Origin of the sequence: Vibrio sp. 10N.261.51.A4, assembly GCF_041471945.1 — a bacterium.
GTDB classification, from domain to species: Bacteria; Pseudomonadota; Gammaproteobacteria; order Enterobacterales; family Vibrionaceae; genus Vibrio; species Vibrio crassostreae_C.
Map to the genome: position 1 here is coordinate 130,188 of NZ_JBFRPJ010000052.1, position 13,538 is coordinate 143,725.

Sequence of the window (13,538 nt, forward strand, 5' to 3'; positions counted from 1 at the left end):
CTGGCTTATGCGCGTTTTTGCTTGTTTCTATGAATAACGTTACTCAGCGATAGCTCAGTCTTTGCTTTACAGATACAAGGCAATATCTCATTACCTTGCGTGTAAGCCATAGCAAAACCAACGTACTCGACCTCACCAGAATCCAACGTGCAGCGGCAAGCGCCACAGTGACCATCTCGGCAGTTGTATTCTGGCTCTAACCCAGCTTGTTCCATTGTTTCCAACAGAGTGTTTGAAGGGTTAGATTCAATTGAAGTCAGTTTGTTGATTTTGATTGTTGGCATTACAGCTCAAATCCTTCAAAGTCGTCAGCTTTTACTTCGTTGTCGATTTGGCCAACTAGGTAAGAACTGATTTCTGCTTCTTGTGGAGCAACTTGAACGTTATCTGAAGACAACCAAGCGTTGATCCATGGAATTGGGTTCGACGTTGCTGCTGGGTAAGCCGTACCTAGGCCAACAGCCTGCATACGGATGTTGGTAATGTACTCAACGTATTGGCAAAGAATGTCTTTGTTCAGACCAATCATAGAGCCATCTTTGAATAGGTATTCTGCCCACTCTTTCTCTTGCTCAGCCGCTTCTTTGAATAGGTCGAAACACTCTTGCTTACACTCTTCAGCGATCTGCATGAATTCAAAATCATCTTGACCATTGCGTAGCAAGTTGATCATGTGCTGTGTACCAGTAAGGTGAAGGGCTTCATCACGAGCGATTAGCTTGATGATCTTCGCGTTACCTTCCATTAGCTCACGCTCAGCGAATGCAAATGAACATGCGAAACTTACGTAGAAACGAATCGCTTCTAGTGCGTTTACAGACATTAGACATAGGTAAAGTTTCTTCTTCAGGTCGTGAAGTGAAATCTTGACGTCTTCGCCGTTGATGCTGTGGTTGCCTTCACCGTAGCGGTGGTAGTCAGCCGTTAGCTTGATTAGGTCGTCGTAGTAGAAAGCGATGTCTTTAGCACGCTTCAGAATCTCTTCATTTTCAACGATGTCGTCGAATACTACGCCTGGATCATTCACGATGTTACGGATGATGTGCGTGTAAGAACGAGAGTGAATCGTTTCAGAGAAAGACCAAGTTTCAATCCAAGTTTCAACTTCTGGTAGAGATACCAATGGAAGTAGGGCAACGTTAGGGCTGCGGCCTTGGATTGAATCTAGAAGCGTTTGGTACTTCAAGTTAGAGATGAAGATGTGCTTTTCATGCTCAGGAAGCTTGTTGTAGTCGATACGGTCGCTAGACACGTCTACTTCTTCTGGACGCCAGAAGAAAGAAAGCTGCTTCTCGATAAGCTTTTCGAAGATTTCGAATTTTTGTTGGTCGTAACGTGCAACGTTTACCGACTGACCCAAGAACATTGGTTCTTTTAGTTGGTCATTTTTTTGCTGAGAAAAAGTACTGTAAGCCATAAATGCCTCAAATCCTTTAAAGACCCGTAATAAAACGGACCCTGTTAATGCTTTAAACCCAGAGAAGATAACTCTTCTCTGGGGTCTTAATGTTTATTGCGGTTTAGATCTTACAACCGCCGCCTTCACAATCTTCTTCCGGCACTTGAACTGCATCTCCTTGGTCGTCTTTAGCACCATCACGAGTGTTATGGTAGTAAAGCGTCTTAACACCGTACTTGTACGCTGTTAGTAGGTCTTGAAGTAGCTGCTTCATTGGTACTTTACCGCTGTCGTAAACACTTGGGTCATAGTTAGTGTTTGCAGAGATAGCTTGGTCAACGAATTTTTGCATGATACCCACTAGGTGTAGGTAACCGTCGTTAGAACCAATGTTCCAAAGTAGCTCGTAGTTCTCTTTAAGATTTAGGAAATCTGGAACCACTTGCTTAAGGATGCCGTCTTTCGATGCTTTCACTGATACGTAACCACGTGGTGGCTCGATACCGTTAGTCGCGTTCGAGATTTGAGACGATGTCTCAGAAGGCATAAGCGCTGTTAGCGTAGAGTTACGCAGACCGTGCTCCATGATCTCTTCACGTAGAGAATCCCAATCGTAGTGCAGTGGCTCTTCACATACTAAGTCGATATCTTTTTTGTAAGTATCGATTGGCAGTAGGCCTTTCGCGTAGTTGGTCTCGTGGAAAGATGGGCAACGGCCTTGCTCTTTCGCTAGTTCAACAGATGCTTTTAGCAAGTGGTATTGAATTGCTTCAAAAGTACGGTGAGTCAGGCCATTCGCGCTGCCATCAGAGTACTTAACACCATTCTTCGCTAGGTAGTATGCGTAGTTGATTACACCTACACCTAAAGTACGACGGTTCATTGTCGACTTGTATGCAGCTGGAAGCGGGTAGTCTTGGTAATCAAGCAGTGCATCTAGGGCACGAACAACCAGCTCAGAAAGCTCTGCTAGGTCGTCCAGTTCATTGATTGCGCCAAGGTTGAATGCTGAAAGCGTACATAGTGCAATTTCGCCTTCGTCATCTTCTACGTTAGAAAGTGGCTTAGTAGGAAGCGCGATTTCTAGACATAGGTTCGATTGACGAACAGGTGCTACTTCAGAATCAAACGGGCTGTGTGTATTACAGTGGTCAACGTTCTGAATGTAGATACGACCAGTAGAAGCACGCTCTTGCATTAGCAGAGAGAAAAGCTCAACGGCTTTAACCGTTTCACGCTTCACTGAAGGATCGTTTTCGTACTTAACGTATAGCTCTTCAAAACGGTCTTGGTTTTCGAAGAACGCATCGTAAAGGCCAGGTACGTCTGAAGGTGAGAACAGGCTGATGTTGCCACCCTGAACTAGGCGAGAGTACATAAGCTTGTTCAGCTGTACGCCGTAATCCATGTGACGAACTCGGTTCTCTTCAACGCCGCGGTTGTTTTTCAGTACTAATAGAGACTGAACTTCACCGTGCCATAGTGGGTAGAATACCGTTGCTGCACCGCCACGAACACCACCTTGAGAACAACATTTTACTGCTGTTTGGAAGTATTTGTAGAAAGGGATACAGCCCGTGTGGAACGCTTCACCATTACGGATTTCAGAACCAAGCGCACGGATACGACCTGCGTTGATACCAATACCAGCACGTTGAGATACGTAACGAACAATTGAGCTTGCTGTCGCGTTGATAGAATCAAGGCTGTCACCACACTCGATCAGTACACAAGAACTGAATTGACGAGTAGGCGTACGTACACCAGACATGATCGGTGTAGGTAGAGAAATCTTAAACGTAGACGATGCGTCGTAAAAACGTTTGATGTAGTCAAGACGAGTCGATTTCGGGTATTTAGCGAATAGACACGCAGCAACTAAAATGTAAAGGAACTGAGCACTCTCGTAGATTTCTTTCGTTACACGGTTTTGCACGAAGTATTTACCTTCGAGCTGCTTAACCGCTGCGTAAGAGAAGTCTAAGTCACGTTTGTGGTCGATGTACTCGTCAAGCTCTTCGAATTCAGCTTTCGTGTAATCTTCCATAAGGTGGCTGTCGTATTTACCCATATCAACCAGTTTTGCAACGTGGTCATACAGTGCAGGCGGCTCGTATTCGCCGTACGCTTTTTTACGTAGGTGGAATACAGACAGACGTGCTGCTAGATATTGGTAATCAGGAGTCTCTTCAGAGATTAAATCCGCTGCTGACTTGATGATAGTTTCATGAATGTCAGTAGTGGTGATGCCATCGTAAAACTGAATGTGAGCTTTCAATTCTACTTGTGATACAGAAACATTGTGCAAGCCTTCAGCTGCCCATGTAATCACGCGATGGATCTTCTCTAGATCGATCGTTTCTTTGCGCCCGTTACGCTTGGTAACAGTAAGTTGTTGGTTCATTCTGCTTAATTTCCCTAACAAAACTGAACAAGGCCGTGTTTTTGTGTATTTCTGTGTAATTTTTGTAAATTACGTTTCGGCTTTGTGATCTTGGTCTACCCATACATTGTAGTTCAAACACAACATATAGGGGTCATTTGTTTGTTGGGTTACAAGATAGTGCTACAACTGATATTTTTCAAGGTAAAGAAATGGGGTTGCTTGTGGATAAGTGGTGGATTGAAAAAAAACTGTAAGTGACCACTAACTGATGAGGTTATATGTGACTTGATTGTATAAAAGTCGGCTTTTAATGATGCTTTATTTTTGCACGCCCATAAAAAAAAATTCCTTGATCTTTGGCCAAAATGGGCGATTGATTTTAGGCGATTAAATTTAAATCGAGGTGGTCAAAATGGAAGCTAGCGCACGAAATTTAGACTGAAAAAAGTCGCAAAGTTATGGTAATTGCAACTCTTTTCATTCGTCTTTTTTACAAAAGGTTTTACGGTAGGGCTACCGATATTTTTTAGCCAAAGTTTTGCGTGTGGACGATGTAGTTTACGTCTACATTTGTGCCTAAACGATAAGTGTCCGTAAGAGGATTGTAGTGCAGCCCTGTAATCCCTAGTTCTTGCAGCGGAGTGTTATCGACCATCTTGATAAGTTCTGCAGGGCGAATGAACTTCTCGTGCTCATGAGTGCCCTCAGGAACAATCTTAAGTAGCTTTTCTGCACCAACAATAGCGAACAGGTAAGATTTGAAGTTACGGTTCAAGGTAGAGAAGAACACGTGACCACCCGGTTTCACTAATTTTGAACATGCACTAATCACAGATTGTGGATCAGGAACGTGCTCTAGCATTTCCATACATGTCACCACATCGTAAGTTTGTGGATTCTGTTCTGCATGGTCTTCGATGGTGCTCTGGATGTAATCGAGCTTGGTGCCAGTTTCCAATGCGTGAAGACGTGCCACTTCTAGCGGTTCTTTACCCATATCTAGGCCAGTGACTACTGCGCCCTCAACCGCCATGCTTTCTGCAAGAATACCGCCGCCGCAGCCAACATCGAGGACTTTCTTACCAAATAGGCCTTCAGTCTTCTCTAATACGTAATTTAGTCGCAGTGGGTTGATTTGATGTAGTGGCTTAAATTCGCCTTCTAGATCCCACCAGCGTGACGCCATGTCTTCGAATTTCTTGATTTCTGCTGGGTCTACGTTCTGTGATTTAGTCATAATCGGCATTTCCAAGTTAAATAATGCATCCATGAAATTGCAGGCATTATAACTTGCCTTTTCGCGCTGACCAGAAGATCTACAATTTTGCTAGTTTATTGGATGTAAAGTGACCATGTTTCAGCAAGATATGATGCGGAGGTGCAATTTCTCATCAATTGATTGGCTACAAGGGTCACAAGATGGTAAAAGGAGAGGGAAAGTGATGCCTCCGTAGGTAAATTTGTGTTATATTTTTCGGTCTTATACGTATTCAAAAATACGATCTGACTATAGAGGGAAAATGGCTCTATGAGCGATCTAGCGAAAGAGATCACGCCCGTAAATATTGAAGATGAGCTTAGAGGTTCATACCTAGACTACGCGATGTCCGTCATCGTTGGTCGTGCCCTTCCAGATGTGCGTGATGGCCTAAAACCTGTACACCGCCGCGTTTTGTTCGCGATGAATGTACTAGGTAATGATTGGAACAAACCATATAAAAAGTCTGCTCGTGTAGTAGGTGATGTAATCGGTAAATACCACCCACATGGTGATAGTGCTGTATACGATACTATTGTTCGTATGGCGCAACCGTTCTCACTGCGTTACATGCTAGTTGATGGCCAAGGTAACTTTGGTTCTATCGATGGCGACTCCGCGGCTGCAATGCGTTATACCGAAGTTCGTATGGCGAAAATTGCTCACGAGCTCCTGGCTGACCTTGATAAGGAAACTGTGGATTACGTACCGAACTACGATGGTACAGAACAAATTCCAGCAGTACTTCCTACAAAAATTCCTAACCTATTGGTAAACGGTGCTTCTGGTATCGCAGTAGGTATGGCTACCAACATCCCACCACATAACCTTGGTGAAGTTGTTGATGGCTGTTTAGCATTTATCAATAATGAAGATATCACTATTGATGAGCTAATGGACTATATCCCTGGTCCTGACTTCCCAACAGCAGCACTTATCAGTGGTCGTAAAGGCATCGTAGATGCTTACAAGACTGGCCGCGGTAAGGTTTACATGCGTTCAAAAGCGGATATCGAAGTAGAGAAGAATGGTAAAGAAACCATTATCGTTACTGAGATCCCTTACCAAGTAAACAAAGCTCGTTTGATCGAGAAGATTGCTGAACTGGTTAAAGATAAGAAAGTAGAAGGCATCAGTGCACTGCGTGACGAGTCTGATAAAGACGGTATGCGTATTGTTATTGAATGTAAGCGTGATGCAGTAGGCGAAGTGGTTCTTAACAACCTATACGCTCAAACTCAACTGCAAACGACTTTCGGTATCAACATGGTTGCGTTGAATAACGGTCAACCACAGTTGTTCAACATCAAAGACATGCTTAAGTGCTTCGTAGACCACCGTCGCGAAGTTGTGACTCGTCGTACTATCTTCGAATTGAAGAAAGCACGCGACCGTGCACACATCCTTGAAGCATTGTCTCTAGCACTTGCTAACATTGATGAAATCATTGAACTGATCAAGAGCGCGCCAACACCAGCAGAAGCTAAAGTTGGTTTAGTGTCTCGTGGTTGGGATCTTGGTAACGTTGCTTCAATGCTTGAGCGTGCAGGTACTGACGCAGCTCGTCCTGATTGGTTAGAAGACCAATACGGCATCCGCGATGGTCAATACTTCCTAACGGAAACACAAGCACAAGCAATTCTAGAACTTCGTCTTCACCGCCTAACAGGCCTTGAGCACGAGAAGATTCTAGACGAGTACAAAGCCCTTCTAGAAGAAATCGCTGAGCTAATGCACATTCTTGCAAGCACTGAGCGTTTGATGGAAGTTATCCGTGAAGAACTTGAAGCAGTACGTGAAATCTATGGCGACGAGCGTCGTACAGAAATCACAGCGGCAGTTCATGACATCGACATGGAAGAGCTGATTGCTCAAGAAGACGTTGTAGTAACGCTTTCTAACGCAGGTTACGTTAAGTACCAAATCCTAAGCGACTACGAAGCTCAGCGTCGTGGTGGTAAAGGTAAGAGTGCAACTAAGATGAAAGATGAGGATTACATTGAGCGTCTGCTTGTTGCTAATACTCACGATAACATCCTATGTTTCTCTACTCGTGGTAAGACATACCGTCTGAAAGTTTACCAACTGCCATTAGCAAGTCGTACTGCTCGTGGTAAGCCTATCGTTAACATTCTTCCTCTAGAAGAAGGTGAGCGTATCACGGCTATCCTGCCTGTTTCTGAGTTCTCTAACGAGAAATTCATCTTCATGGCAACGGGTGACGGTACTGTTAAGAAGACATCACTGGATCAGTTCGCAAACGTACGTGCTAACGGCCTAATTGCAGTTAACCTACGTGACGATGATTCACTGATTGGCGTTGACATCACTAACGGTGATAGCGACATCATGCTGTTCTCTAAATCGGGCAAAGTTGTTCGCTTTAACGAGGACAAAGTACGTGCAATGGGCCGTACTGCCTCTGGTGTTCGTGGTATGAAGCTTCCAGAAGACGATCAAGTAGTATCGTTGATTGTTCCTTCTAACGAAGGCGATATCCTAACTGTGACTCAAAACGGTTACGGTAAGCGTACTGAACTAGCTGAATACCCAACGAAAGGCCGTGCAACGCAAGGTGTGGTTTCTATCAAAGTCTCTGAACGTAATGGCCCAGTTGTTGGCGCTGTTCAAGTTGAAGAAGGCGACGAAATGATGATGATCACCGACGCAGGTACGCTAGTACGTACTCGCGTTGCGGAAGTGAGCCAAGTTGGTCGTAACACTCAAGGTGTAACACTGATTCGTACTGCTGAAGACGAGAACGTTGTAGGTCTACAACGTATCGACGAAGTAGAAGAAGCTGAGATTGTAGAAGGCGAAGCTGAAGAGGCTGGTGCTGAAACTATTAACGCTGACGTTGCTGAATCAAGCGAAGAGCAAGCATCAGATGCTTCTGACTCTGAAAGTGATAGCGAGCAAGACACTGAGTAATCTCGATTACGCTAAGTAATTAAGCTTATCATTGAAAAAACCGAGCCTAAGTGCTCGGTTTTTTATTGCCTGTGGTTTGTGGAAAATCGTTAAATGCCAATAGCTATAACTTGATCAAGTTTGCTTTGTGGTGAAAGAGGTAGAGTGAATGGGCGGATAAAAAGGGAGAGTAAAATGGATATCTGGTTACTGGTTGCTTTGTTATTGATGAGCCTATTTTTGGTGGTGATTGTCGTTGCATCAAACAAAAACAGTCGTAGCCTTAAGGGGAACCTTCTTATATCACTCACCGCAGTGCTACTCAGTGGTATTATCTGGTTTCAAATGAAGCAAGAGCTGCCTCAGCCTCCTTCCAATGACAACGAAAATTACACCACAACAGATTTCGAAGATGAGCTGCAGCAAAGACTCAAGCAAGATCCGAATCAATCCGACTTGTGGTTTAAGCTTGGTGGTGTGTATATGCAGAAAGGGGAGTTTGATGCTGCATTTACCTGTTACGACTATGCGATTCGTTTAGACCCACAGGCGCCTTCAGGGCTTTATGCAGCTAAAGCGAGCGCCTTGTATTACCTAAGTTCACAGGCGATGAGTGATGATGTGAAAGTGCTCTTAAATCAATCCATGGAGCTTGATCCCAACGATCGTACGGCATTGATGTTGATAGCGACCGATCACTTCATCAGTATGCGCTACCAACAAGCGATCGATGCTTGGACTCAAATTCTCGATTCTAACCAGAAAGGCATTGATCGTGTCTCTATCATCCATTCGATCAACCAAGCTAAGCAAATGATCCGTTAAACGGGCACTATCTGTAATTTCGAGATTATTTGCTTTCTTGCATCTCAATTAAACCGCCAGCGTTGTGGATCTGTGTAAACCCTTGAGCTTTCAAATACTGGTAAGCTTGTCCTGAGCGGTTACCACTGCGGCAATACAAAACGATAGGTTGAGCTTTGTCTATGCTGGCAAAGTGCGTAGCGACTTCAGAAAGAGGGTAGTTAATCGCATTGTCCAGATGACCTTGCTTGAACTCTCCTGGTGTCCTGACATCAACGACCAGCGCACCTTCCTCAATCATTTCCCACCCTGTTTCTGCTCGTTCTGAGGCGTGAAGTCCTGAACTTGTTAATGCGATGCATAATGCCGAAAGCGAAAGTAAGTGCTTCATTCTTTGTTCCTTGAATTAGCTAAAAGGTAATGTGAAATTGGGACGGTTGAGTGCGCCCAAATCTAAAAAACCAGCCACACCTTTACAGTGTGACTGGTTTTATCTTATTGGTCTATTTGAAGGAACTAGTATTCGTAGTTAGCTTCACGCTTTTCAGCTTGCTCTTCCCACTTAGGAACCACGGTGTCTAAGAAGTGTTGCTTCTCAGCATTCATCTTATCCATGTCCATTCCTAGCGCTTTCTGAGCGGCTTCTTTGGTTGAGATATCTGGAATCTCGATTGGATCGGTAATGCCTTTCTTCGCAAGTAGACGAACAATCTTAGTTCGCGCGTCTGCTGCGCGGTCAACCGCCGTTCCAAGAACCTCTAGGGCTACTTCAGGCGCGTGCATATGAACACCATGAGATGCGATAGCGTAGTCCCAACGCCATTGCGCATGACGAATATCTTGTAAGATAGGTGCCATCTCTTGTTCTGTTGCGCCTGCTTCCCATGCTGCGCCTGCTTCAAAGTGAGCGGCTACGATTTGTTTCTCAGCGGTCAGCTTCATGTTTAGTACTTGAGCTTTGCGGCTTGAAACGATGTTACGCATGGTCTCTTTAGATTGAGTATGGCAGTTAGCACAAGTGTCTTCGAAGCGGTCAAACGGGTTACCTACTTTATGGTCGGTGTAAACGGTACCGTCTTCTTTCGTCACTTTAGGCATGTGGCAGTCAACACAAGCGACGTTGTTCTTACCGTGAATACCTTCACGCCAAGTTTCGTAACCTGGGTGCTGAGCCTTTAGCATTGGTGCTTTAGAGACTTTATGTGTCCAATCTTTAAAACCAATCTGATCGTAGTACTCTTCCATCTGTTCAACACGCGTCCCTTTATCCCAAGGGAATTTCACACCTTTTGTTGGACCCGTGAAGTAGTATTCCACGTGACACTGAGCACACACAGAGGCTTGCTGATCAAAGCGACCTTGCTCTTCGAAGTTCTTCCCAATCGCATCGAACGCACGTTCAACATAAGGACGCGTCACCTTCAGTGCTGGCTCACCATTTTTAAAGCCTTCGCTTTGGGTATCGTGACAGTCTGCACAGCCAATAGGATTCACAATCTCGTTGCCAAGACGTGCCCATTTACCTTCAAAGTAACCGTCTTCGCCACGCTCTTCGATAACACGTGCTACGTCTGGGCTTTTACAGCTCCAACACGCCATTGGCATAGGGCCTGAACTTTCGTCCGTTGGGCCGCCAGTACGAAGTGTTTGTCGCACATCGTCAATCGCATAAAAGTGACCACGTGCCTTGTTGTAATCTTTTGCGAAGCCGTAGCCAGCCCACATGATAACCATGTTGGGATCTTCTTTTAGTGCGTCTTCAATGGTTTCGCTTTCTGAAGTTTGTCTCCATGAATGATATTGATCTGGGTGGTTTTGCTCGAACTGATCGTTACGAGGATCGCCAATTTCTTTTTGTTCAGACGCAGCAAAACTGGTCGCGCTTGCTAATGACGCGCTAACCATTAATAGTGCTGTGACCGAATTACGTATCCAATGCTTTTTCACAGTGATATCTCCAATATACTGATTTTTATACCAAGCGTTGTGAGTTTGCTATTCAAATTAAGAACTGGAGAATTCCTGTTTATATTAATTCATAAACAAACACATTTTGTTACGTGTTGGATATAGATTGTCCCAGATCAATTAATGGCAGTGACCTTAGTCACGTTGAAGTTTATATACCCCTAAAGGGGTATTGGTGGTTAGTTTAATTAGAATTTAACTGAGAATTATTATCATATATAACAATCAATTACCTAAATTGACCATGATATAAATAGGGTGATTGCGTTCACAGATTAACCTATCGAAATTTCGTATTACCCAATTAGAGGTATATTCTAACTATAGAAAGCGTTGTGGCTTATCCAAAATAAGAATTGATATCATTTAAACGGTAATAATATCGTTTAAGGGTACTTTTGTTTAACCGGAATATTATTTAGTTGAGAGTTAAATAATGCCGGTATAAGGAAAGGATAAAATGGGCAATATTAAATTGGCCATAGTCATAATGCTTAAATCCCTTCTAGCATTCTGCCTCTATGGTTATTCCATTCATGCTGTTGCTGAGCCTGCTGTTACGCCAGTAGGGGAATCAACAAGACATGAAGTCGAATTAATCCGTGACAAAGACTACAAGTGTGTTCAGTGCCATAAAGATTCAAAAGAAACGGTATTGGGTTCACATGGTGAAAGTGCACACGCTTTGCTTGGCCGTGAAGTAAATTGTACCGACTGTCATAGTTCTATTAGCCCCGACCACCGCGAAGGCGCGCCTAAAGTGGTGAAGTATCGTGAGGCTCAATCACAACCAGGTACCGACAAGGTTTACCTAGATCCTAGCTTAATTTTAGATGCCAATAGCCAGTGTATCGATTGTCACAAGCCTGATGATCTGCGCGAAGCGAGCTGGACCCACGACGTTCATGCGCAAAACTTAACGTGTTCAAACTGCCATGATGTTCATGCGACAGAAGCAAAGGTGTTGGGCTTAGATAAAAAGCAAACCATCAAGCTGTGTGTGGATTGCCATTCAGACTTCAACCAGAAGAAAGAAGGGGAGTAATCTATGAGCTGCTCAAGAAGAAACTTTTTAGCTGGCGCGGGTGCCGTTATTTTTACTACAGGTGTTGCGGGAACCGCAGCGGTGACAAGTCGTAAAACGTTGGCCAATGTTCAAGAGGATGGGGCTAAACGTTATGGAATGATTCATGACGAAACCGCGTGTATTGGTTGCACAGCTTGTACAGAAGCTTGTCGTGAAGTGAACAAAGTGCCTGAAGGCGTATCGCGCTTAGAGATTATTAAGAGCGAACCCCAAGGCGAATATCCCAATGTTGATTACCGTTTTACTCGTAACTCTTGCCAACATTGTGATAACGCGCCCTGCGTGATGGTTTGCCCAACAGGGGCGGCCTACAAAGATGAAAAAACCGGCATTGTCGATGTTCATCAAGAGAAGTGTGTTGGTTGTGGTTATTGCTTATTAGCTTGTCCGTATCAAGTGCGCTTTTTCCATCCAGAGAACAAATCCGCAGATAAATGTAACTTCTGCCGTGATACCAATCTTGCACAAGGGAAGTTACCGGCTTGTGTCGAATCTTGCCCGACCAATGCGTTAGTATTTGGCGATCTAAATGACCCTAAGAGTGAGATAAATCTGGTGCTTAAATCTGAGGTGGTTTACAGAGATAAAGCTTATCTCGGTACTCAGCCAAAACTCTATAAAGTGCCACACCAAAAAGGGGAGATCTGATTATGAGTGCATGGGACACAGCTTTTCAGTCTGGTACCGTGGTATGGGACTGGATTATAGCTATCTATCTATTTCTCGCGGGGATGTCGGCGGGTGCCGTAATGATCTCCATTTACCTAAAACGTAAGGTCATTGAAGGCGATCCTGCTCATAATGGTGTGTTAAAGGCGACCGCTTTTCTTGCGCCATTTGGGATCATTTCAGGCCTACTGATCTTGGTTTTCCACCTGACAAAACCGTTATCTTTTTGGAAGATCATGATCTTCTATAATCCGACGTCTGTGATGTCGATGGGTGTGATCTTATTCCAAGTGTATATGGTGATCTTATTTCTTTGGATCGGCATTATATTTAGAGATCAAATCGTCGTATTTTTAAATGACCAAACATGGTTAAAAGGACGACTCGATTTCGTCAGTAACTGGATTGGCAAATTAGAAGTGTTTGAGAATGCTTTGGAAATATTCTTAGCTGTTCTTGCTCTAATGCTTGCCGCTTATACCGGATTCTTGCTTTCAGCTTTAAATACCTTCCCACTGTTGAATAACCCAGTGTTGCCGATTTTGTTCTTATTCTCGAGCTTATCTTCGGGAGCGGCGGCGTGTATTTTATTTGGTGTGTTGGTCTTTAAAGAATCACCTCATAGCCCGAGTATTTCATGGATCCACGGGTTCGAACGTCCGGTCGTGATGTTTGAGTTGTTTGTTCTGATTACTTTCTTTACTGGGCTTATCTTCGCTGGTGGCCAAAGTGAGCAAGCCGTATGGAACGCAATCGGCAGTGGTTTCTGGGCGAGTTGGTTCTGGTATGGCGTAATCGGTGTTGGCATGGTTCTACCGTTGTTGCTGAATGCCGTTACACCAACCTCAATCCGCCATAGCTCGGTGTATATTTTCTCGGTGACTTCACTAAGCCTAATGGGCGTATTAATGCTGCGAACTTTTGTCCTTTATGCAGGGCAGTTAACGATAGCTTAATTTCGCTCAAGTTTATTAGTGAGCAGATGTTGGATACTAAATATCTGCTTATTAATGAACATGTTCTTAATAAACATGAGATGCGTGTTTAGATCGGCTCT

11 protein-coding genes are annotated in these 13,538 nt (G+C 44.1%); 5 read left to right on the forward strand and 6 right to left on the reverse strand.

Annotated elements, in window-relative coordinates; translation table 11 throughout:
- Positions 1–5: 5 nt before the first annotated feature.
- The 4 genes from yfaE to ubiG all read right to left on the reverse strand — a co-directional run bounded on the left by yfaE (position 6) and on the right by ubiG (position 5,055).
- On the reverse strand, positions 6–284 hold the full coding sequence (gene yfaE, locus AB4384_RS12835) for a class I ribonucleotide reductase maintenance protein YfaE (protein ID WP_010438115.1): 279 nt from the start codon (positions 282–284) through the stop codon (positions 6–8).
- On the reverse strand, positions 284–1,417 hold the full coding sequence (gene nrdB, locus AB4384_RS12840) for a class Ia ribonucleoside-diphosphate reductase subunit beta (RefSeq protein ID WP_017063554.1): 1,134 nt from the start codon (positions 1,415–1,417) through the stop codon (positions 284–286). The genes yfaE and nrdB overlap by 1 nt, the downstream gene beginning before the upstream one ends.
- Before the next feature lie 103 nt (positions 1,418–1,520).
- Positions 1,521–3,803, reverse strand: coding sequence for a class 1a ribonucleoside-diphosphate reductase subunit alpha (nrdA, locus tag AB4384_RS12845; RefSeq protein WP_372051911.1), 2,283 nt, complete (start codon positions 3,801–3,803; stop codon positions 1,521–1,523).
- A 508-nt stretch (positions 3,804–4,311) separates the two neighbouring features.
- Positions 4,312–5,055, reverse strand: coding sequence for a bifunctional 2-polyprenyl-6-hydroxyphenol methylase/3-demethylubiquinol 3-O-methyltransferase UbiG (gene ubiG / locus AB4384_RS12850; RefSeq protein ID WP_017063556.1), 744 nt, complete (start codon positions 5,053–5,055; stop codon positions 4,312–4,314).
- A 258-nt stretch (positions 5,056–5,313) separates the two neighbouring features.
- On the opposite strand from ubiG, the gene gyrA reads away from it, so the two are divergent.
- Together gyrA and AB4384_RS12860 are read left to right on the forward strand one after the other, a co-directional pair.
- Complete coding sequence (gene gyrA, locus AB4384_RS12855) at positions 5,314–7,974, forward strand: DNA topoisomerase (ATP-hydrolyzing) subunit A (RefSeq protein ID WP_102398204.1); 2,661 nt, start codon at positions 5,314–5,316, stop codon at positions 7,972–7,974.
- 174 nt (positions 7,975–8,148) lie between these two features.
- Positions 8,149–8,778: a tetratricopeptide repeat protein gene (locus AB4384_RS12860; RefSeq protein ID WP_372102915.1), complete on the forward strand. Its 630-nt coding sequence runs from the start codon at positions 8,149–8,151 to the stop codon at positions 8,776–8,778.
- 25 nt (positions 8,779–8,803) lie between these two features.
- Here the strand turns inward: AB4384_RS12860 and AB4384_RS12865 are convergent, their stop codons facing one another.
- Positions 8,804–9,148 (reverse strand): rhodanese-like domain-containing protein, encoded by a 345-nt coding sequence (locus AB4384_RS12865; RefSeq protein WP_017063559.1) that lies wholly within the window; start codon positions 9,146–9,148, stop codon positions 8,804–8,806.
- A gap of 125 nt (positions 9,149–9,273) precedes the next feature.
- Positions 9,274–10,704 (reverse strand): ammonia-forming nitrite reductase cytochrome c552 subunit, encoded by a 1,431-nt coding sequence (nrfA, locus tag AB4384_RS12870; RefSeq protein ID WP_372129636.1) that lies wholly within the window; start codon positions 10,702–10,704, stop codon positions 9,274–9,276.
- A gap of 481 nt (positions 10,705–11,185) precedes the next feature.
- On the opposite strand from nrfA, the gene nrfB reads away from it, so the two are divergent.
- The 3 genes from nrfB to nrfD are packed head-to-tail and all read left to right on the forward strand — an operon-like array spanning position 11,186 to position 13,437.
- Entirely contained in the window at positions 11,186–11,770 is a 585-nt protein-coding gene (gene nrfB, locus AB4384_RS12875; RefSeq protein WP_019822323.1) for a cytochrome c nitrite reductase pentaheme subunit, read from the forward strand.
- A gap of 3 nt (positions 11,771–11,773) precedes the next feature.
- Positions 11,774–12,460, forward strand: coding sequence for a cytochrome c nitrite reductase Fe-S protein (gene nrfC / locus AB4384_RS12880; RefSeq protein ID WP_372129637.1), 687 nt, complete (start codon positions 11,774–11,776; stop codon positions 12,458–12,460).
- A 2-nt stretch (positions 12,461–12,462) separates the two neighbouring features.
- The gene (gene nrfD, locus AB4384_RS12885; protein WP_372129638.1) at positions 12,463–13,437 is read left to right on the forward strand and encodes a cytochrome c nitrite reductase subunit NrfD; all 975 of its coding nucleotides are present in this window, start codon (positions 12,463–12,465) and stop codon (positions 13,435–13,437) included.
- Positions 13,438–13,538 lie beyond the last annotated feature (101 nt).

What these genes read in the sequence shown, in the direction of transcription:
- nrfB (WP_019822323.1), top strand. Translation starts at nt 11,186, where the DNA reads ATGGGCAATATTAAATTGGCCATAGTCATAATGCTTAAATCCCTTCTA.
- nrfC (WP_372129637.1), top strand. Translation starts at nt 11,774, where the DNA reads ATGAGCTGCTCAAGAAGAAACTTTTTAGCTGGCGCGGGTGCCGTTATT.
- nrfD (WP_372129638.1), top strand. Translation starts at nt 12,463, where the DNA reads ATGAGTGCATGGGACACAGCTTTTCAGTCTGGTACCGTGGTATGGGAC.
- AB4384_RS12860 (WP_372102915.1), top strand. Translation starts at nt 8,149, where the DNA reads ATGGATATCTGGTTACTGGTTGCTTTGTTATTGATGAGCCTATTTTTG.
- gyrA (WP_102398204.1), top strand. Translation starts at nt 5,314, where the DNA reads ATGAGCGATCTAGCGAAAGAGATCACGCCCGTAAATATTGAAGATGAG.
- yfaE (WP_010438115.1), bottom strand. Translation starts at nt 284, where the DNA reads ATGCCAACAATCAAAATCAACAAACTGACTTCAATTGAATCTAACCCT.
- ubiG (WP_017063556.1), bottom strand. Translation starts at nt 5,055, where the DNA reads ATGGATGCATTATTTAACTTGGAAATGCCGATTATGACTAAATCACAG.
- nrdB (WP_017063554.1), bottom strand. Translation starts at nt 1,417, where the DNA reads ATGGCTTACAGTACTTTTTCTCAGCAAAAAAATGACCAACTAAAAGAA.
- AB4384_RS12865 (WP_017063559.1), bottom strand. Translation starts at nt 9,148, where the DNA reads ATGAAGCACTTACTTTCGCTTTCGGCATTATGCATCGCATTAACAAGT.
- nrdA (WP_372051911.1), bottom strand. Translation starts at nt 3,803, where the DNA reads ATGAACCAACAACTTACTGTTACCAAGCGTAACGGGCGCAAAGAAACG.